At 72.6% G+C, this 19,910-nt stretch carries 18 protein-coding genes; 15 read left to right on the forward strand and 3 right to left on the reverse strand.

The annotated features are described in order from the left end of the window. The 3 genes from coaE to ACFQE5_RS02435 form a co-directional block, all read left to right on the forward strand. On the forward strand, positions 1 to 1,056 hold a 1,056-nt coding region (gene coaE, locus ACFQE5_RS02425), incomplete at its 5' end, for a dephospho-CoA kinase (protein ID WP_379582246.1). 130 nt (positions 1,057 to 1,186) lie between these two features. Next, on the forward strand, positions 1,187 to 2,053 hold the full coding sequence (locus tag ACFQE5_RS02430) for an RNA polymerase sigma factor (protein WP_379582248.1): 867 nt from the start codon (positions 1,187 to 1,189) through the stop codon (positions 2,051 to 2,053). Then, a complete protein-coding gene (locus ACFQE5_RS02435; protein WP_379582250.1) occupies positions 2,046 to 2,687 on the forward strand; it encodes a hypothetical protein in 642 nt (213 codons plus the stop codon). The genes ACFQE5_RS02430 and ACFQE5_RS02435 overlap by 8 nt, the downstream gene beginning before the upstream one ends. Here ACFQE5_RS02435 and ACFQE5_RS02440 read toward each other — a convergent pair. After that, positions 2,670 to 3,206: a DUF402 domain-containing protein gene (locus ACFQE5_RS02440; RefSeq protein WP_379582367.1), complete on the reverse strand. Its 537-nt coding sequence runs from the start codon at positions 3,204 to 3,206 to the stop codon at positions 2,670 to 2,672. The two genes, ACFQE5_RS02435 and ACFQE5_RS02440, sit on opposite strands and share 18 nt — an antisense overlap. 78 nt (positions 3,207 to 3,284) lie before the next feature. Here ACFQE5_RS02440 and uvrB point away from each other — a divergent pair, with 78 nt between their 5' ends. Together uvrB and ACFQE5_RS02450 are read left to right on the forward strand one after the other, a co-directional pair. Beyond that, positions 3,285 to 5,477, forward strand: a complete 2,193-nt coding sequence (gene uvrB, locus ACFQE5_RS02445) for an excinuclease ABC subunit UvrB (RefSeq protein WP_379582252.1) — start codon at positions 3,285 to 3,287, stop codon at positions 5,475 to 5,477. A gap of 206 nt (positions 5,478 to 5,683) precedes the next feature. Then, complete coding sequence (locus ACFQE5_RS02450; RefSeq protein ID WP_379582254.1) at positions 5,684 to 6,919, forward strand: glycosyltransferase 87 family protein; 1,236 nt, start codon at positions 5,684 to 5,686, stop codon at positions 6,917 to 6,919. Between the two features lie 16 nt (positions 6,920 to 6,935). Here ACFQE5_RS02450 and ACFQE5_RS02455 read toward each other — a convergent pair whose 3' ends face one another. Beyond that, on the reverse strand, positions 6,936 to 8,273 hold the full coding sequence (locus tag ACFQE5_RS02455; RefSeq protein ID WP_379582256.1) for a ferredoxin reductase family protein: 1,338 nt from the start codon (positions 8,271 to 8,273) through the stop codon (positions 6,936 to 6,938). Between the two features lie 440 nt (positions 8,274 to 8,713). Here ACFQE5_RS02455 and ACFQE5_RS02460 point away from each other — a divergent pair, with 440 nt between their 5' ends. The 4 genes from ACFQE5_RS02460 (at position 8,714) to ACFQE5_RS02475 (ending at position 11,908) form a co-directional block, all read left to right on the forward strand. Next, the gene (locus ACFQE5_RS02460; RefSeq protein WP_379582258.1) at positions 8,714 to 9,310 is read left to right on the forward strand and encodes a hypothetical protein; all 597 of its coding nucleotides are present in this window, start codon (positions 8,714 to 8,716) and stop codon (positions 9,308 to 9,310) included. A gap of 212 nt (positions 9,311 to 9,522) precedes the next feature. Then, on the forward strand, positions 9,523 to 10,356 hold the full coding sequence (locus ACFQE5_RS02465; protein WP_379582260.1) for a DUF4142 domain-containing protein: 834 nt from the start codon (positions 9,523 to 9,525) through the stop codon (positions 10,354 to 10,356). A gap of 8 nt (positions 10,357 to 10,364) precedes the next feature. Further along, entirely contained in the window at positions 10,365 to 11,387 is a 1,023-nt protein-coding gene (locus ACFQE5_RS02470) for a hypothetical protein (RefSeq protein ID WP_379582262.1), read from the forward strand. 14 nt (positions 11,388 to 11,401) lie between these two features. After that, a complete protein-coding gene (locus tag ACFQE5_RS02475; protein WP_379582265.1) occupies positions 11,402 to 11,908 on the forward strand; it encodes a GAF domain-containing protein in 507 nt (168 codons plus the stop codon). Here the strand turns inward: ACFQE5_RS02475 and ACFQE5_RS02480 are convergent. Then, a complete protein-coding gene (locus tag ACFQE5_RS02480) occupies positions 11,905 to 12,816 on the reverse strand; it encodes a LysR family transcriptional regulator (protein WP_379582267.1) in 912 nt (303 codons plus the stop codon). The two genes, ACFQE5_RS02475 and ACFQE5_RS02480, sit on opposite strands and share 4 nt — an antisense overlap. A 71-nt stretch (positions 12,817 to 12,887) precedes the next feature. On the opposite strand from ACFQE5_RS02480, the gene ACFQE5_RS02485 reads away from it, so the two are divergent. From ACFQE5_RS02485 to ACFQE5_RS02510, 6 genes are all read left to right on the forward strand, one after another. Beyond that, positions 12,888 to 13,817 (forward strand): EamA family transporter, encoded by a 930-nt coding sequence (locus ACFQE5_RS02485; protein ID WP_379582269.1) that lies wholly within the window; start codon positions 12,888 to 12,890, stop codon positions 13,815 to 13,817. A 30-nt stretch (positions 13,818 to 13,847) separates the two neighbouring features. After that, entirely contained in the window at positions 13,848 to 15,095 is a 1,248-nt protein-coding gene (locus ACFQE5_RS02490) for a GAF domain-containing protein (protein WP_379582271.1), read from the forward strand. Between the two features lie 120 nt (positions 15,096 to 15,215). Further along, positions 15,216 to 16,319 carry an ATP-NAD kinase family protein gene (locus ACFQE5_RS02495; RefSeq protein WP_379582273.1) on the forward strand — a complete coding sequence of 368 codons (1,104 nt, stop codon included), beginning with the start codon at positions 15,216 to 15,218 and terminating at the stop codon, positions 16,317 to 16,319. Positions 16,320 to 16,584: 265 nt separating this feature from the next. Further along, positions 16,585 to 17,580, forward strand: coding sequence for a thiamine pyrophosphate-dependent dehydrogenase E1 component subunit alpha (locus ACFQE5_RS02500; RefSeq protein WP_379582275.1), 996 nt, complete (start codon positions 16,585 to 16,587; stop codon positions 17,578 to 17,580). Between the two features lie 12 nt (positions 17,581 to 17,592). Continuing rightward, entirely contained in the window at positions 17,593 to 18,606 is a 1,014-nt protein-coding gene (locus tag ACFQE5_RS02505; protein ID WP_379582277.1) for an alpha-ketoacid dehydrogenase subunit beta, read from the forward strand. Next, on the forward strand, positions 18,596 to 19,687 hold the full coding sequence (locus tag ACFQE5_RS02510) for an acetoin dehydrogenase dihydrolipoyllysine-residue acetyltransferase subunit (protein WP_379582279.1): 1,092 nt from the start codon (positions 18,596 to 18,598) through the stop codon (positions 19,685 to 19,687). The genes ACFQE5_RS02505 and ACFQE5_RS02510 overlap by 11 nt, the downstream gene beginning before the upstream one ends. Positions 19,688 to 19,910 lie beyond the last annotated feature (223 nt).

The raw sequence follows: 19,910 nt of genomic DNA on the forward strand, positions 1-19,910 counted from the left end.
ATCGTCGAGGCATTCGGTCCCGGGATGGTCGGACCCGACGGCGAGCTCGACCGGCCGGCGATGGCGTCATTGGTCTTCGCCGACCCGGCGGCACGTGACCGGCTGAATGCGATCGTGCATCCGCGGGTGCGGCGGCGCTCCGCGGAGCTGGTCGCCTCAGCGCCCGCGGGCTCGATCATCGTGCAGGATGTCCCGTTGCTCGTCGAGGGCGGGATGGCGCCCACCTTCCCGCTGGTCGTCGTCGTCCACGCGGACCCGCAGGTACGGGTTCGCCGGCTGGTGCGCAGCCGGGGCATGGCCGAGGCCGACGCCCGCTCCCGGATCGCCGCCCAGGTCGACGACGACGCGCGCCGGGCCGCCGCCGACGTCCTGCTGGACAACAGTCGCTCGCCCGCCGAACTCGAGGCGGCCGTCGACGCGCTGTGGACGGACCGGCTCGTCCCGTTCGCCGAGAACATGTGCTGGCGCCGCCCGGCCCACGGCGGCCCGCCACGGCTCGTCGAGCCCGATCCGGGCTGGCCCGCCCACGCCGCCCGGCTCGCCGCACGGATCGCGTTCGCCGCCGGGAGCCGTGGGCGCGGAATCGAGCACATCGGCTCGACCGCGGTCCCGGGACTGCCCGCCCAGGACGTCATCGACCTGCAGCTCGCGGTCGAGGAGCTGGCCGACGCGGACGCGGTCGCCGACTCGCTCGCCGCCGCCGGGTTCCCCCGCCGGCCGGAGCTCCTCAGGGACGGTCCGCAGCCGACCGACCCGGACCCACGCCGTTGGTGCACGCGCTATCACGCGAGCGCGGACCCGGGCCGGCTCGTCCACCTCCACGTCCGGGAGCTCGGGTCACCCGGATGGCGCTACGCGCTGCTGATGCGGGACTGGCTGCGCGCGGACACCGATGCCCGCGACGAGTACCTCGCGCTCAAGCGCCGGGCCGCCGCCGAGTTCGGCGGGGACGCCGACGCCGCCCGCTACGCCGCGGCCAAGGAACCCTGGTTCGACGGCGCGGTGCCACGAGCCGAACGGTGGGCGTCCGGCTCGGGCTGGTATCCGGCCCGCTGACCCGACGGTGGCGCACCTGTAACGTCGATCGATCGTTAACCGACTGAGGGTCGGGGGATGCGCACCGGCTGCACGAGGTGTGACCGCAGTCTGCTCCGCCGCGCCCATCAGATGACCGGAGGGACGAGGGTTGAGCGCGCTGGCCCAGCACCGCGCCGAGTCCGGCGATCAGGAACGCACGGGTGTGGACGAAGCGGGTGCCGCCGAGACCGTGGACCCCGGCTCGGCCGAACCCGCCGCCGAGGCCGCGGATGCCGGCTCGGCCGAACCCGCCGCCGAGACCGTGGACCCCGGCTCGGCCGAACCCGCCGCCGAGGCCGCGGATGCCCGGTCGGAGGCCGAGAAGTCCGGGACGGCCCGGCCGGAGCCCGACGCGGCGGCGAACCCCCGCGAGAGCGATCCCACCGGGTCGGGTACCGAGGCCGAGGCCGATCCCGACGGCCCGGTGCCGCCCGGCCAGGGTGACCCGACCGCGGCCGAGGTTGCGCTGCGTGCCGACTTCGGCGCCCACCTCGAGGCCAACTACCAGCGCCTGGTCGCCCAGCTCTACGCGATCACGCTGGACTCCGGCGGGGCACACGAGGCGGTCCAGGACGCGTACTCGCAGGCCTGGCGGAGCTGGGAGCAGGTCGGGCGGTCCGCCGATCCGACGGCCTGGGTTCGCCGTGTCGCGGTGCGCTCGACGATGCGCAACTGGCGGTCGATCCTCGCCCGGATCGGGATCGGTCGCGTGCGGGCCGCCGACACCGGGGCCGCCGACCCGCGCACGGCCGCGCTGCTGGGTGCGCTGCGCCGGCTGTCCCCGGCGGAGCGGCGCAGCCTGGTGCTGTTCCACATGGTCGGCGTCCCGATGACCGAGATCGCCGCTCTGGAGCGGGTGTCGCCGGGCACCGTGCAGGCCAGGCTCTCCAGGGCTCGGCTCGTTGCCGCCGAGGGCCTGGCGGAGGTGCTGCCGTTCGAGTTCACGCCCTACGACGACGAGGACAACCGTGACTGACGCGCTGGCTCAGCTGACCGCGGAGTTCCGCAGACTGGACGACGAGTTGTCGGCCGGGGTCACCCTCCCCGCGGTCGACGATGTCATCCGGCGCATGAGCTCGTTCAACCGGACGAGCTCCGCCGCCGCGGTCCTGGCCGTCGGCGTGCTGGGCGGGTTCACCGCCGTCGCCCAGGGGGGCGTGCGGCCCGGAGCCGCGCCCACCCCACCCATCGGGGTGTCCGGCGCACCGGTGACGACCAGCGTGCCGGCCACGACGACTCCGCCACCCGTCGCGGAATCGTTCGCCCCGGCCGCCTCGCCCGCCGACCGTCAGCCCCGGCGCACCCAGGTCCGCCCGTCCCCCACCACGGTCGTCCCGACCCCGGCGGCTCCGCCGTCCGCCGAACCGACGACCACGCGGCCCGAGGAGCCGCCCACGACGACGCGGCCGCCCAGGACCCCGACCCAGACCCCGACCCCCACCTCGACCGCCCCGACGACGACCCACGCGGAGGGCACCCCGGACCCGACCACGCCCCCGCAGGCCAGCTCCTCGACGACGCCGCCGACGACCACCGGCACCACCGCGCCCAGCAACCCACCCACGAGCGCGACGCAGCCGTCGCCCGACGGGCTACTTCCGGTGGCCTGACCGGGGGCGACTCCGCCAGCTCAGCGCGATGCCCTCGGTGGCGAGCCAGCGATCCAGATCGTGGCCGTGCGCCGCCAGCGCGGCCACCGTGTCGTGGGTCCGGTGCATCGCGTACTCGGCGAGCGCGGGTTCCAGCAGCCCGCCCGCGACCGCCTCGACGAACTCGTCGACATCGACCACCTGCGCGCTGCGTCCGGTGCGGACCACGATGTCGAGGTACAGGTCGGTGAGCCGCCATCGATCGCGGCCGCGCTCGATGGCCGCGACGTCGAGATAGAAGTCCTGGTCGCGCTCGTGACCGGGGTTCCACCACCAGTCGGTCACACAGACTCCCAGGTCGGGGAGCAACCAGGACTCCACCCAGTGGGCGCTCACCCGGTTCACCATCGCCCGGCTCATGTAGAGGCCAAAGGACTCGACCCGGTACTCCTCGACCGTCCGGACGATCCCCTTGTTGTCGATGTTGATCTTGGCCGTGACGTCGAAGGTCTGGATCTTCGGCGGATGCACCGGGCCGATCCTGGCAGACGCCGCCGACGGGCGCCGCGCCCGGTTCCACGCCCCGCTCCTGTCGGTACGGGCTCGTACCCTGGATGCGTGGCATTCGCGACAGAGGTTCCCGGAAGCGCCGCGCGCGGCGGCGAACCGGATACGCCGCTGGCCCATTCGGCGTACCGGCCGGTCGGCGAGATCTCCCGTGCCGAGGGGCGGTTCGAGGTCGTCAGCCCGTACGAGCCCGCCGGTGACCAACCCGCCGCCATCGACGAGCTGGAACGCCGGATCCGGGCGGGCGAACAGGACGTCGTGCTGCTCGGTGCCACGGGCACCGGCAAGTCGGCCACCACCGCGTGGCTGATCGAGCGGCTGCAGCGGCCCACACTGGTGATGGCGCACAACAAGACGCTCGCCGCGCAGCTGGCCAACGAGCTGCGCGAGATGCTGCCGAACAACGCCGTCGAGTACTTCGTCTCGTACTACGACTACTACCAGCCCGAGGCCTATATCGCGCAGACCGACACCTATATCGAGAAGGACTCCTCGATCAACTCGGACGTCGAACGGCTGCGGCACTCGGCCACCCAGAGCCTGCTGTCGCGGCGCGACGTGGTCGTGGTCGCCTCGGTCTCGTGCATCTACGGCCTGGGCACCCCGCAGTCCTATCTGGACCGTTCGGTCCAGCTGGCCGTGGGGGACGAGGTGGAGCGCGATACGTTGCTCCGGGCGCTCGTGGATGTCCAGTACACCCGCAACGACCTGGCGTTCAACCGCGGGACGTTCCGGGTGCGCGGCGACACGGTGGAGATCATCCCCGCCTACGAGGAGCTCGCGATCCGGATCGAGTTCTTCGGCGACGAGATCGAGGCGCTCCATTACCTGCATCCGCTCACCGGTGAGGAGCTCAAGCGGGTCGACGAACTGCGGATCTTCCCGGCTACGCATTACGTCGCGGGCCCGGAGCGGATGGAGCGGGCCGTCCGCGACATCGAGGCCGAGCTGGCGCAGCGACTGGCCGAGCTGGAACGTCAGGGCAAGCTGCTCGAGGCCCAGCGGTTGCGGATGCGCACGCAGTACGACCTCGAGATGATCCGCCAGGTCGGCTTCTGCTCGGGCATCGAGAACTACTCGCGGCATATCGACGGGCGCGGCCCCGGCTCGGCCCCGGCGACCCTGCTGGACTACTTCCCCGACGACTTCCTGTTGGTCATCGACGAGTCACATCAGACCGTCCCGCAGATCGGCAGCATGTACGAGGGCGACGTGTCCCGCAAACGCTCCCTGGTGGAGTTCGGCTTCCGCCTGCCCTCCGCGGTCGACAACCGGCCGCTGACCTGGGAGGAGTTCGCCGACCGGATTGGTCAGACCGTCTACCTCTCGGCCACCCCGGGCCCGTACGAACTCTCGCGCACCGGCGGGGAGTTCGTCGAGCAGGTCATCCGCCCGACCGGTCTGGTCGATCCGCAGGTGGTGGTGAAGCCGACCAAGGGCCAGATCGACGACCTGGTGCACGAGATCCGCACGCGGACCGAGCGCGACGAGCGGGTGCTGGTCACGACGCTGACCAAGAAGATGGCCGAGGACCTCACCGACTACCTGCTGGAGCTGGGCATCCGGGTCCGCTACCTGCATTCGGAGGTCGACACCCTGCGCCGGGTCGAGTTGCTGCGCCAGCTTCGGCTCGGCGAGTTCGACGTGCTCGTCGGCATCAACCTGCTGCGTGAGGGCCTCGACCTGCCGGAGGTGTCGCTCGTGGCGATCCTCGACGCCGACAAGGAGGGCTTTCTCCGTTCGGGGACATCGCTGATCCAGACCATCGGCCGGGCCGCGCGACATGTCTCGGGCGAGGTGCACATGTACGCCGACACGGTCACCGAGTCGATGCGGCATGCGATCGAGGAGACCGACCGGCGCCGAGCCAAGCAGATCGCCTACAACACGGAGAAGGGGATCGATCCGCAGCCGCTGCGGAAGAAGATCGCCGACATTCTCGACCAGGTGTACCGGGAAGCCGACGACACCGAGGTGCCGGTCGGCGGATCGGGTCGCAACCAGTCCCGGGGCAAGCGCGCGGCCGGCGAACCGGGCCGGGGCGGCACCAGCTCCGGCGTCGTGGCCCGGCGCGATACGACGAACATGCCGCGTGCCGAGCTGGCCGACCTGATCCAGCAGTTGTCCGACCAGATGCTGGCCGCGGCCCGCGATCTGCAGTTCGAGCTCGCGGCCCGGCTGCGCGACGAGATCGCGGATCTGAAGAAGGAACTGCGCGGAATGGACGCGGCGGGAATACGCTGACCGCCCGGTCCATGGCGGGGCCCGTCGGCCGGCCCGATCGACCGACCCCCGACCGGACCGGTGTGCGGGCCGGGGGGCCGCGGTTCCCCCGGCGGCCGGCTCCCGGACGCCGATCAGGGGGTTCCGGCGCGCCCGCTGCGACCGGCCCGGGCGCGGCGGGCTACCGTATCCCCGGACCAGGACCGCAAGATCGGCCGGAGGACCGCTTGTTCGTCTCGAGCACCTCGACGTCTGCCGCCGTGCTCACCCGACGACTGCGCGCCAGGCTCACCACCCCCCGCTCGGTCCTCGTCGTCGCACTGCCGGTGCTGGCCCTCGTGCTCACCTGGTTGCTGGTGCGCATGCACGGCTACCACATCGACCTCGAGGTCTACCGGCTCGGCGTGCAGACCTGGCTGGCCGGGGGGGACATGTACGGCAGCCTGCCCCCGACGATCAGCGGGCTGGCGCTGCCGTTCATCTACCCGCCGTTCGCCGCGATGGTGCTCACTCCGCTGGTGCTGCTGCCCTGGACGCCGTCGTGGATCGCGCTGTTCGTGCTGTCCCTGGCCAGCCTGGCGGTGACGCTCTACGTCGTCGCGGCGCGAAGCTGGCCCGCGGGCGGACGGGCCGGGGCACTGGCCGTCACCGGCGCCGCATTGCCGGCCGCGCTGCTGCTCGAACCGGTGCGTCAGACGTTCGAGTTCGGCCAGATCAACCTGGTGCTGATGGCGCTGGTGGCGCTCGACTGCCTGGTCGCCCGACCACGCTGGCCCCGGGGCCTGTTGGTCGGCATCGCGGCCGCGATCAAGCTGACGCCCGCGGTGTTCGTCCTGTACTTCCTCCTGCGCCGCGACCTGCGTTCGGCCGTCGTGGCCGTCGTTACGGGGGCGGCCGCCACCGGACTCGGCTTCCTGGTCGACCCGGCCGCCTCCGCCCGCTACTGGTTGGGCGGCCCGGCATCGGGGATCAGCGGCTCGGTCTTCTACACGAACGAGACCATCGAGGCGGTGCTCGCCCGGATGGGGCTCACCGGAGCGGCGCTCACCACGGGCTGGCTGGTGGTGGCCGCGGTGCTGCTGGTCCTGGCGATCCCGGTCGGGCGCATCGCGGACGCGCCGCTGGCGCTGGTCACGGTGGCCGGTCTCGGACTGCTCGTCTCGCCGACCTCCTGGTCGCACCACTGGGTGTGGATCGCGCCCGCCCTGGTCGTCACGGCCGGGCACGCGCTGCGACACCGCTCGCCCGGCTGGACCGCGGCCACCGGGGTGTTGCTCGTCGCGTTCTACCTCGCGCCGTTCCAGTTCCTGCCCCACGACAACGAACGCGAGCTGGCCTGGAGCGGGTTCCAGCAGGTGGTCGGCGCCACCTACGTGATCGTCGCCGTTGCCCTGCTGGTCGCGGCCGGCTGGCGGCACCGGCCATGGGCGGCGCGCGAGGACCGGGCGCCGGTGCCGCGCTGAACCCGCGGCGGTGGGGTCACGCCATGTCGAACTGTTCGGTGTGGATCCGCTCGTCGGAGACGCCGAGTGCGCCGAGGGCATCGAGCACGTCGGCGAGCAACGACGGCGAGCCGCAGATGAAGTAGTCGAGGCGGTTGCGGTTGCGCTCGTCGTGGTCCAGGCCGGCCAGCACGGCGGCGAGCAGGCCCACGTCGATCGGTCCGGTGGCACCGGTCCAGTCGGGGGGCGGGCGCCGCAGCACCTCCGTGACCTCGAGATCGAGGTAGTCGCGCAGCGTCGCGAGCTCGTCGCGGAACAGCAGTTCGCCGCCGTCACGGGCCAGCACGATCAGCCGGAACGGTCGCCGGTCACCGCGTTGTGCCGCGGTGCGCAGCATGCTCATCATCGGGGTGATCCCGACCCCGCTGGCGATCATCACCACGCCCTTCGAGGACGCGACGTCGCTGGTGAACGCGCCGTACGGGCCGTCGACCCAGATCGGGGTGCCCGGCCGGAGTTCGCCGAGCGTGGAGGCGAAGCCACCGGTGTGCCGAATGGTGAACTCGGGCCGCGTCGGGTCGTGCGCACCCGAGGCGATGGTGAACGGATGCTCCTCGATGGCGGCCTGGTTCAGCCGAAGCCAGGCGAACTGCCCCGGCGCGAAATGCAGGCCCGCCGACGGGGCGTGCCGCGCCCGCGGTTCGAGCACGAGGGTGCTCACGGTCGGGTTCTCCGGCCGCACCTCGCGGACCACGAACTCGGTGCTGTCGTCCAGCCACGTTCGCCACACCCAGCGCTGGGCCAGCACGGCGAGCAGCAGAAGACCCAGGGCGAGGAGCATCGGGCCCACGACCGGGTCGGCGACGACGTTGCCGACCAGCAGGGTGTGCATCGCGGACCCGGCGAGGGCCGCACCGGCCAGCAGGAGGTGCGTCCAACGCCAGAGCTCGTACCGGGGGCCCAGCCAACGGCGGTTGAGCGCGAACACCACCAGCGCCGCCAGGGCCACCGTCGCGAGCACCGCGGCCCGTGCCCGGCCGGGTGCCGTCGTCACGTCGAGCAACGCGACCTGGGTCGGGTCCGCCGCCACAACGCAGGCCAGATGCAGCGCGACGAACAACGCGCACACCATGCCGAGCTGCCGGTGCACGCCGATCACGTTCTCGATGCCGAACACCTTGGACACCGTTCGGATCCGGGAGGGCAGCACCGCGGCGCAGGCCATCGCCGACAGGGCGATGAGGCCGGTGACGATCGACAGCTGCCGCCACATGCTCATCGGCTCCGACCGGACCAGCCAGATCAACGCCGGTCCGGCGAGCACGGCGAACAGGACCGCTGTCCAACCCGTCTGGGCCTGCTTCCTCCGTTCCATGCCGCCGGACCGTAGGCACGCCGCCCGCGGACATCGGGGAACCTGAGTATGCGCGGACGCGGCATCGCCGATCGGTCCGCAGACCATCGCCGAGTGGCATCGGATTGCTCTGTTCGCCCGAAAAGTTGCTCCATTCGCCGAGCAACCTTTCAGGAACCGCCGCGTCCGTGGCGGTTGGTCGGAATTGTGCAGTGACGGCGTCCGCGTTCGTCGGCGCCGAGCGACGCGCGCGGCCCGCCTGAGACCGTCCCCTCGCGTTCGGCGGCTGCGGCTGCGCGCAATGGCGTAAGAACGCGCCACTCATCGCACCTCAGGCGTCGCGCACCGGGACGGCCTCTCAGATTCGCAACCGCGGCGGCCCTCGACTACCTACCGTCGGCTCCGCCTTCGGTGCGGTGTCTGGCACCGGAGTCGCTCCCCAGCGAGAAGAGGACCCCTCGATGAACAGCCACGTCCCCCGACGATCGGTGCGCACCCTCTCCGGTCTCGCCGTGGCCGGTCTGCTGTTCGCGGTCGGTGCCTGCGGTTACACCTCGGGTACCCCGGCGAGTCAGGCCACCCCCGTCGGTGCCGCCTCCGCCCCCGCCACCGCGCCGGTCGCGGGCGGCCTGGCCACCGCCGTCACCCCGCTCGGCACGGTCGTGACCAGCGACGGTTTCACGCTGTACCGGTTCGACAAGGACTCCGCCCAGCCCCCGAAGTCCACCTGCGCCGATGCCTGCGCGACCGACTGGCCACCAGTACTGGGCGACGGTGTCCCACCCCTGCAGGGGATCACGCAGAGGTCCATCGGTACCGTCGCCAGGGCCGACGGTACCGAGCAGCTGACCCTCAACGGCTGGCCGCTGTACCGCTTCGCCAAGGACACGGCGCCCGGTGACGTGAAGGGCGAGGGCGTCGGTGGCACGTGGCACGCCATCGGTGTGGACGGCAAGCCGGTCGTGAAGCCCGGTTCCGCGGTGGGTACGGCCGCCGTCACCGGCGGCTCTGCGCCGGCCCGCGAGAAGAGCCTGTCGTCGAGCGGTCTCGGCTACTGAGCCCCGCTCACTCATCCCGCTGCCGCGGCCGGTCCGGGCTCCCGCCGTGAAGCCCACTACTCGAGGCACCGGCGGTGCGGCCCACCGCGTCGCGTTCCCGTCCCGCACCTGCGGACACCGTTCGACGCGGTCCCACCCTTGTTCACGAAAGGTAGCTCCCCCACATGCTGCGCCGGATTCCCGCGTATCTCCGATGGTCCATCGTGGTCGCGGTGGTCGCTGCGGTATCGATGTCGGTGATCCAGTCCTGGGTCTCGGCTGCGCCCGGCACCGGGGGCTGGACCCAGACCCAGTTCGGGCCGCTCGGGCCCGCCGACCGCAATCTTCTGATCAAGGTCCGGCAGGCCGGCCTGTGGGAGGGTCCCACCGGGCAGGAGGCTCAACAGAAGGCCTCGGCCGCTTCGGTCCGCGAGGTCGGCGGGATACTCGCGGCCGAGCACGCCGACCTCGACCAGCGGGTCCGCGACGTCGCCGGCCAGCTGGGTGTCCTGCTGCCGAATCAGCCCAGTAGCCAGCAGCTGGGCTGGATGTCCCAGCTGTCCGCGGCGACCGGCTCGGACTACGACCGGCTGTTCGTGCAGCTGCTCCGGCAGGCCCACGGGACCGTGCTCCCGATCATCGCCGAGGTTCGGGCCAGCACCCGCAACGACCTGGTCCGCTCGTTCGCCGACACGGCCGAGGAATTCGTCAGTCGGCATATCGGCCACCTGGAGAGCACCGGCCTCGTCGTCTACTCCCAGCTTCCCGAGGCGCCCTCCCCGGGGCTGCTCGCGGGTGCGACCGGACCGCTGGACCTGCTGGTACCCGGTCTGGTGGTGGTGGCCGCGCTGCTAACCGCGGTCGGCGTCGCCCTCGCTCTTCGCCGACGTGGCAGGTCCGCCACCAAACCGGCCCGCACGCAGCGCCGCAACCCCCCGACGATCGCGATCCCGGCGGCGCCCACCCCCAGATCCGGCCCAGGGCCACGACACGCGATCCGCGAGAGCGCCACGGATGTCGTCACCGCGGCGGCCGCAACGCCACCCCGCAACACGAACGGAGGATGAACGATCCGATGACCACCCGATCTGCACCCCGCACCCGGCTCCGCGCCGTGCTCGCCACCTCGGTCGCGGCCCTGGCGGTGATCCTGGGCCCGGCCGCCTGCGGCTATGCGGAGGCCGCCCCGAACCCGTCCGCGGCCGCGGACGCCGGCGCCGGCGCCGGCGACAATGGCGGCCAGACCGGTAGCCGCTCCGGAAACGCCGGGGACCGCGCCGGAAATGGGGAGAACCGCGACGGCCAAGCGGGTAACCGCAACGGGAGCGACCGCGCCACCAACGCCGGGGACCGCGCCACCAACGCCGGGGACCGCGCCACCAACGCCGGGGACCGCGCCACCAATGCCGGGGAACGCGGCGGCAACGCCGGGGACCGCGCCAACAACGCCAAGGAGCGCGGCGGCAACGCGGGCCAGCCGCCCCAGCAGGGCGGGAACGCCGGAGCCGGCGAGGCGCCACCCCAGGCGGCGCCTCCGCCCGCCGCCGACAACGGGCTCGACGTTCTCGGTCGCGACTGCACCACCAGCGCGCTTTCGCCCCACGACGGTTTCCAGGTCGCCCCACGGTGCGTCAGCACGAGCTTCGGTGAGGTCGCCTCGGCGGCGAAGAGCCCCTCGTTGCTGATCACCCAGGCGCCCACCGAAGTGGCCGCCGGCCAGCCGTTTCAGCTCAAGGTGAGCACGCGCAACCTGGTCCGCGACCGCTTCCTGTCCGCGGCGGCGGGCGGCTACTACCTCGAGAGCTCGTTCCTCGACGGGAACGGCCTCCAGCGCGGCCACTTCCACACCGCGTGCCGGATGCTGCCGGGCACGGACGTCGCCCCCGACGCGTCGCCGGCGCCCGAGTTCTTCGTCGCCACCCAGGACAACGGCGGCGGTGCCGCACCCGACTCCGTCACGATCGACGTCCCCGGTCTGCCGACGGCGGGAACGGCGCAGTGCTCCTCGTGGGCCGGCGATGGGTCGCACCGGATCCCGATGATGGAGCGCGCCAACCAGACCCCCGCGTTCGACTCGGTGCGCATCAGCGTCAAATGACGAGCGGAGCAGCGATGACAACCACCGATGACCAGCCGATCGCCGCGACGCTGGCGACCGTTCTCGCCGAGGGCGGCGACGATGCGGTCCGGCGGATCGGCGAGGCGTGCCTGGCCACGCTCGCGGTGGACCGGGCGGCGATCACGGTGCTGACCGGGGATGGCCGACGGGAGCCGGTCTGGGCGGGCGACGATGCCGCCCGCGATCTCGACGGCCTGCAGTTCCGCCTCGGCGAGGGGCCGTGCGTCGACGCGTTCGCCGGGCCCGACCCGGTGCACGTCCCCGATCTGGCCGACGTACCGCCGCACCGCTGGCCGGTGTTCGCCGGCACCGCGATCCGGACCGGTGTGCGCGGGGTACATGTGGTCCCGCTGCACGTCGGTGCGACGGTGGTCGGGATCCTCGCGCTCTACCGCGACGAGCCCGGAATGCTGCGGCCCGAGGACCTCGCCGGTGCACAGCGGGTCGCCGACGCGGCGCTGTGGACCCTGCTCACCCGGCCGGAGCGCGGCGCCCGCTAACCCCGGGCCACCACGGCCGCGGCCTCGTCCCGCAGGGCATCGAGCACGACACGCACGGCGGGCCGCGCCGCGGTGCTGCGCCGGGCGACGGCCTCGATGAGCCGCGCAGCCCTGACCCCGGCCAGCGGTCGGCGCACCAGCCGCCGCCCGCCGCGGTCGTCGGTGCAGTAGCGGGGGAGCAGGGCGATGCCGTGCCCGGCGGCCACGAGCTCCTCGGTCACGGAGAAATCGTTGATGCGCTGGACGATCCGCGGCTGCGCACCCGTCACGGTGGCCAGCGAGCGCAGCACCTCGTCGACCGGCCAGCCCACGCCGACGCTGATCCATCCTTCGTCGGTGAGGTCGGTCAGACGCACCGTCCGGCGACGGGCGAGCCGGTGCCTCGGCGGGAGCACCACATCGAGGGGCTCACGCAGCAGTTCGACAACCGCCCACCGGCCCGCCTCCGGGGCGGGGGTGGCCTCGTCGCGGTGTGTGACGACGATGTCGACGTCTGCGGCGAGCGCCGCCACATCGGCCGGGGTCATGTCGACGTCGCGGCAGCACAGGTCGATCCCGCCGACCGCCTCGACCCTCGTGAGCAGGCCGGGAAGCAACATCCGGGCACCGGAGGGGAACAGCGCCACCCGCACGGTGCCCTGGGGGGCGGATCGCAGCCGGTCGAGCGCGGCCTCGGCGTGGGCGAGCGCGGCCAGCACCTGCTCCGCCTCGGCCACCAGCGTCCGCCCCGCGGCGGTGAGCCGTAGTCCCCGCCCGGCGGGCTCGGTCAGCGGCATCCCGACCTCGGCGGCCAACGCCTTGAGCTGCTGGGAGATCGCCGACGGGGTGAACGACAGCGCTCGCGCCACCGCGGTCACCGAGCCGAGGTCGGCCAGTTCGCGCAGCACCCGCAGGCGCTGGACGTCCATGTAGAGATGCTACAGAGTCATGTCATTACTTTTCGCTCGACGTGCTTGTTGTCGTCGCGAACCGTGAGGTCATGACCGTCCGCGACCGATCGCTCGCCGCCCTCGTCGCCGTGTTGTGGGGGGTCAACTTCGTCGCGATCCATGTCGGCCTGCAGCATTTCCCGCCGCTGCTGCTCGCGGCGCTGCGGTTCGGTGTGATCGCGGTGCCCACCGTCGTGCTGGTGCCCCGGCCTCGGGTGCCGCTGCGCTGGCTGGTCGGCTACGGGCTGGGCTTTGGCACCGTGCAGTTCATCTTCCTGTTCGTCGCGATGGACAGCGGGATGCCGGCCGGTCTGGCGTCGCTGGTGCTGCAGGCCTCGGCGCCGTTCACGGTGCTGCTGGGAGCGCTGCTGCTGGGTGAGCGGCTGACCGCCCGCCAGGGCACCGGGATCGGCCTGGCGGTGGCCGGGCTGGCCGCCATCGCGGTCAGCCGCGCCGAGACCGCCGCGTTGCTGCCGGTGCTGCTGACCGTGATCGCGGCGCTGGGATGGGCGGCCGGGAACCTCTGCAGCAGGCTCGCCGCCCCGCCGAACCCGCTGCATCTGACGCTGTGGATGACGGTGGTCCCGCCGGTGCCGCTGCTCGGGTTGTCACTGGCGCTGGAGGGACCGGCGGCCGACTGGGCCGCGCTGCGCGCGGCGGTGACCCCCTCCGGGGTGGGTGGGCTGCTCGCGCTGGCCTACCTGGTGCTGCTGGCGACCGTGCTTGCGTCCGGCATCTGGACCGCGTTGCTGCGGCGCTATCCGGCCGGTGTCGTCGCGCCGTACTCGCTCCTGGTGCCGGTGGTCGGGATCGGCGCGGCCGCCGCGATGCTGGGGGAACGGCCGACCGCCGTCGAACTGGTCTCCGCGGTCGTGATCATCGGCGGGGTTCTGCTCGGCACCCCGCGGCCCCTCGCCACACCGAGCGAACCACCGCCCGGCGGATCGGAATCGTGGCGTCTGCCACAGCGGTCGCCCTAGGCTGGCCGGGGGAGATGCGGGAGGGCGGGAGTGGACGAGGGCGTCTGCGCGATCCGGCCGGGGATCGACGTGGGGCGACACGCGCGGTTGCTCGCGCGCGTGCACGACGCGCTGCTGTCCGGGGACCGTCCACCGGCCCACCCCCGTCGGCTGGTCGCCCGATCCTGGCAGCGGGTGCGCGCCCAGGGTGTCGACCCCGACCTCGGCGCGCCGCCGGACCCGGTCGCCGCCGCGGAGGTCGAGCGGCGGCGGGCGCAGTCGCCGCTGCGGGCGGTGCTTCCCGAGCTGCGCGTCGCGCTGACCTCGGTGGCCGAGGACGCCCGGCACGTCATGGTGGTCACCGACGCCGACGGTGTGCTGCTGTGGCGGGAGGGCTCCTCGCGGGTGCGCCACCGCGCCGATGGGCTGGGCTTCACCGAGGGCGCCGTCTGGTCGGAGTCCGCCGTCGGCACCAACGCGATCGGGACCGCCCTGGCCGAGGACACACCGGTCCAGATCTTCTCCGCCGAACATTTCGTGCGTACCCACCACTCCTGGACCTGCACCGCCTGTCCGGTCCACGACCCGCGCACCGGTGAGCTGCTCGGCGTCGTCGACGTCAGCGGGCCGGCGGAGACCGTGCACCCCACGACCGTCGCACTCGTCGGCACCGCGGTGAAGCTCGCCGAGGCGAGCCTGTGGCGTCGGCACGAGAGCAGGCTCGATGCCCTGCGCGCCGTCGCCGCGCCGATGCTCGCCGGGCTGTCCGGGCCCGGTCTCGCCGTCGACGAGCACGGCTGGGTCGCCGCGGTCGCCGGCATGCGTCCGGTGGACCGGGTCGCGGCACCGCGCGCGGATCGGCCGGTGGAGATCCACGGGGTGGGGGTGTGCCTGCCCGAGCCGGTCCCGGGCGGCTGGCTGCTGCGGCTCAGCGGGTCCCGGCGGATCCGGCTGACCCTCGACCTGACCCACCGGCCGGCGCGGGCGGTGGTGGAGGGGTCGGCGCGGTGGATTCACCCGCTGTCCACCCGTCACGTCGAGGTGCTGGTGCTGCTCGCCGAGGCGGGCCGGGCCGGGATGGACGCCGCGGAGCTCTCGGTGGCGCTGTACGGCGACCGGGACCATCTGGTGACGGTTCGGGCGGAGCTGTCGCGGCTGCGCCGGTCGCTGGGCGGGCTGCTCCTGGCCCGGCCCTACCGCATCGCACCCGAGGTGGAGGTGGCCGTGCCGGATCTCGCCGGATCCCGGACGTTGCGGGCCTCGACCGCGCCCGGGATTCGCCGCCTCGTCGACGGCTGAGATCCGGCCCTGCTCGCAACCCTGCTGCAACCGTTGCCCCACGCACCCGATTCGGGTGAGGTGGGTCACGGGGCGCCGCCCCTCTGACGACGATCACGTGTACCGGTAGGGGAGTCCCGGGTGCAGCAGGCCGGACCGAACGGGCAGGGTGGCCCCGCCGCCGCGACGCTGCCGGTTGTCCCCGGCTCGACCGTCGGCATCGTGGCCAACCCCATGTCGGGCCGGGACATCCGCAGGCTGGTCGCCCAGGCGTCGGTCTTCCCGAACGCCGAGAAGACCAACATGGTGTTGCGGCTGGTCGCCGCCATGGGGGGCACCGGGGTCGACCGCGTCCTCGTGTCGACCGACGCGATGGGCGTCGCGGGTGGGGTGCTGCGGGCGCGGGACAAGCGCCGCGCCACCGCGAGCCGCTGGCCGGACCTGACGTTCGTCGAGCTCGGCTCGATCAGTGGCACGGCCGAGGACACCCGCGCACTGGTCCGGCTCATGCGCGAGCGCGGGGCCTCGGCGATCGTGCTGCTCGGCGGCGACGGCACCGTGCGCGCGGCGTCGGAGCACAGCGGCGACGTCCCGCTGCTGCCGCTGTCGACCGGGACCAACAACGCGTTCCCCGAGATGTGGGAGGCCACGGTCGCCGGCGCCGCGGTCGGGCTGTTCGCAACCGGCCGGGTCGACGCCGACGAGGTGACGCGGCGCGCCAAGGCGCTGCACGTCGCGGCGGGAGCGGCCCGCGAGGTCGCGCTGGTCGACGTCTGCGTCTCGACGGTGGCGCACGTCGGCTCCAGGGCACTGTGGCGGCCCGAGACCCTCCGCGAGCTGTACTGCGCGTTCGCCGAGCCGCACGCCATCGGCCTGTCGAGCATCGCCGGGCTGCTGGCGCCCAGCGGCCGCGCCGATCCGCATGGCGTCGCGGTCCGGATGACCGCGGCCACCCATGCCGCGCGGACGGTGCTGGCACCGATCGCGCCGGGGATCGTCGCACCGATCGGGATCCACGACGCGCGCGCCCTTCCGCCCGGGGTTCCGCAGCCGGTCGGCCTCGATCGCGGCACCGTCGCCGTCGACGGCGAGCGCGAGATCGAGTTCGGCCCAGCCACGCCCGTCACCGTGACCCTCGCGCACGACGGGCCCAGGGTGCTCGACGTGCGGGCCGTTCTCGCGGCCGCCGCGAGGCGACGGCTGCTCGTCCGGGAACACCGTGAGGTCGCGCAGGAGGTTCGATGACGAAAGCCCGGTCTCCCGGCCGCGGCGGCCGCGCGGCCGTGTTCGGTGCGGGCCCGATCGGGCGTGTGGGACCTGATCGGCGAGCCGCTCGATGCCTGCCTCGGCACCGCGGACGACGCGGCATTGGCGAGGTTCTCCCGACTCATCGCGCTGGGCCGGGACAGCCGTCCGCGGACGTCGCGGGCCGCGTGCCGTACCGGGCGGGACCGGATTCGGATGCCATGACCGAACAGTCGGTCATGATCGATGGAGGGATCGTGATGTCATGACGGGCACTCTCCCGACCACCGTGACCCAGGAGCTCGGCCCCGAGGCCTTGCTTCAGGCCTACCGCACGATGCGCACCATCCGGGAGTTCGAGGAGCGGGTGCACAAGGAGTTCGCCGGGGGTGACATCCCCGGCTTCGTGCACCTCTACGCCGGCGAGGAGGCCTCGGCGGCCGGGGTGTGTCTGCACCTCGACGAACGCGACGCCATCGCCTCCACCCACCGCGGCCACGGGCACTGCATCGCCAAGGGCGTCGATGTCGGCGCGATGATGGCCGAGATCTACGGCAAGGCCACGGGGTCGTGCAAGGGCAAGGGCGGTTCGATGCACATCGCCGACCTGGCCAAGGGGATGCTCGGCGCGAACGGCATCGTCGGTGGCGGCCCGCCGCTGATCTGCGGGCGCGCGCTGGCGGCCAAGCAGTTGGGCACCGGTGGCGTGGCGGTGGCGTTCTTCGGCGACGGCGCGTCGAACCAGGGCACGACGCTGGAGTCGCTCAACCTGGCCTCGATCTGGAGCCTGCCGGCGATCTTCGTGGCGGAGAACAACGGCTACGCCGAGACGACGTCGTCGAACTGGTCGGTGGCCACCGACGACATCGCCGACCGCGCCGCCGCGTTCGGGATGCCCGGGGTGATCGTCGACGGGTTCGACTTCTTCGCCGTCCACGAGGCCGCCGGCGAGGCGGTCGCTCGGGCCCGTGAGGGCGGCGGCCCGACCCTCATCGAGGTCAAGTTCACCCGCTACTTCGGTCACTTCGAGGGCGACCAGCAGCTCTACCGGGGTGACGAGGTGGCGCATGCCCGGGAACAGCTGGACTGCCTCAAACGGTTCCGCGCCCGGGTGACGGAGGGCGGCCAGTTGACGAGCGAGCAGCTCGACGCGGTCGACGCCGAGGTCGCCACGCTCATCGACCAGTCCGTGGCCGAGGCCAAGGCCGCCCCCAAACCCGGACCGGACCAGCTGCTCACCGACGTCTACGTCTCGTACTAGGAGGGATCCGCAGTGGCACGCAGCATCACCTATCGCGAGGCGATCAACGAGGCGCTCGCGCAGGAGATGGAGCGCGACCCGCGCGTCATCGTCATGGGGGAGGACAACGCGGGTGGTGAGGGTTCGCCCGGCGAGATGGACGCCTGGGGCGGGGTCCTCGGGGTGACCAAGGGCCTCTACGGGAAGTTCCCCGGCCGGGTCATGGACACCCCGATCTCGGAGTCGGCGTTCATCGGCGCCGCCATCGGCGCGGCCACCGGCGGCCTGCGACCCGTCGCCGAGCTGATGTTCATCGACTTCATGGGCGTCTGCTTCGACCAGATCTTCAACCAGGCCGCCAAGTTCCGGTACATGTTCGGCGGCAAGGCGGTGACCCCGGTCGTCATCCGCACGATGTGGGGTGCGGGCCTGCGGGCGGCCGCGCAGCACTCGCAGTCGCTGCTGCCGGTGTTCACCCATGTCCCCGGGCTCAAGGTCGCGGCCCCGTCGAACGCCTACGACGCCAAGGGCCTGATGATCGCCTCGATCCGCGACGACGATCCGGTGATCTTCGCCGAGCACAAGATGTTGTACGACACCGTGGCCGAGGTGCCGCAGGAGAGCTACACGATCCCGTTCGGCGAGGCCAACATCGTGCGCGAGGGCTCCGACGTCACGATCGTGGCGATCGGACGGATGGTGGGCATGGCGGCACAGGCCGCCGACGAGCTCGCCGGCTCCGGGATCCGGGCGGAGATCATCGACCCGCGCACGACCAGCCCGCTGGACCTGGACACCATCCTGGAGAGCGTCGAGACCACCGGGCGGCTGGTCGTCGTCGACGAGTCGAACCCGCGCTGTTCGCTCGCGTCCGACATCGGGGCGACGATCGCGCAGGAGGCGTTCGGGTCGCTGCGTGCCCCGATCCAGATGGTGACCGGCCCGCACACGCCGGTGCCGTTCTCCGACTCGCTGGAGGACCTGTTCATCCCGGACCCGGCGAAGATCGCGGGTGCGGTGAAGAGGGCGGTCGACTATGGCGGATGAGCGGATCCAGCGCATCACGATGCCCAAATGGGGCCTCTCGATGAAGACCGGCAAGATCATCGAGTGGTTCGTGGAGGAGGGCGCCACCGTCAGCACGGGCGACGACCTCGCCGACATCGACACCGAAAAGATCGCCGGAACGCTCGAGTCGACGGTCGACGGGCTGCTGCGCCGCATCGTCGCGCCCGCCGACTCCGAGCTGCCGATCGGGGCCACCCTGGCGGTGGTGGCCCCGGCCGAGGTCCCGGACTCCGAGATCGACGCCGTCGTCGCCGAGGCGATGGCCGAGGTCGAGTCGGGTGCGTTGGAGGCCGAGGCCGGGCCGCAGCCGCAGTCGGTTGACGTGGCCGGGCGGACGATCTCCTACCTCACGCTCGGGCCCGACACCCAGGGCGAGCCCGTCGTGCTGGTGCACGGCTACGGCGGGGACAAGAACTCATGGCTGTTCATGCAGCAGCCGCTGGCCGAGCACCGGCCGGTGCACGCGCTGGACCTGCCGGGGCACGGCGCGTCGAGCAAGGACGTCGGCGACGGGTCGCTGTCGGTGCTGGCCGATACGGTCATCGGTTTCCTCGACGCGCTGGGCATCGGGCGGGCGCACCTGGTCGGGCATTCGCTCGGCGGGGCCGTGGTCGCCGCGGCCGCGAAGGCCGCGCCGGAGAAGGTGGCGTCGCTGACGCTGCTGGCCCCGGCCGGCTTCGGCGGCCACCCGAACGCGGGCTACCTGCGCGGGTTCGCCGCCGCGACGTCGCGGCGGGAGCTGAAACCGCTGCTGGGTGACCTGTTCGCCGATCCGGGGCTGGTCACCCGCCAGCTCGTCGACGACCTGCTGCGCTACAAGCGGCTCGACGGCGTCCCGGAGGCTCTGCAGTTGCTGCTGGGTACGTTGCTCACCGACTCCGATGAGCAGGCCATCGACACCCCGGGTCTGCTCGCCGGGGTAGGGGTACCGGTGACCCTCGTCTGGGGCCGGGAGGACAAGGTCCTGCCCCTGCCGGAGGGCGCGATCGAGCAGGTCGACGCGGGCCACATGCTCCACATGGAAGCCGCGAACGAGATCCTCCGCCTCCTACCCCTGTGAGTGCGAAACGGTGCCCTAGCACTGTTGGGCACTCACGGCCCGGGATGACCTGCACCGATGGATGCGCAGCTCACCCCGGGCCGGTGGTCACGCCCGCTCGGCATGTGTCACCGCGGCGCCGTCCGTGCCGTGGGGCGTCAGCGGGTGCCCGGGTGCTCCGTCGCGCGCCGCAGATCCGCGGCGGACAGGACCGAGGCGCCCGGTCCGGCGCGATCGCTGCTCG

It is taken from the genome of Pseudonocardia hispaniensis (assembly GCF_042658695.1).
Lineage (GTDB): Bacteria > Actinomycetota > Actinomycetes > Mycobacteriales > Pseudonocardiaceae > Pseudonocardia > Pseudonocardia hispaniensis.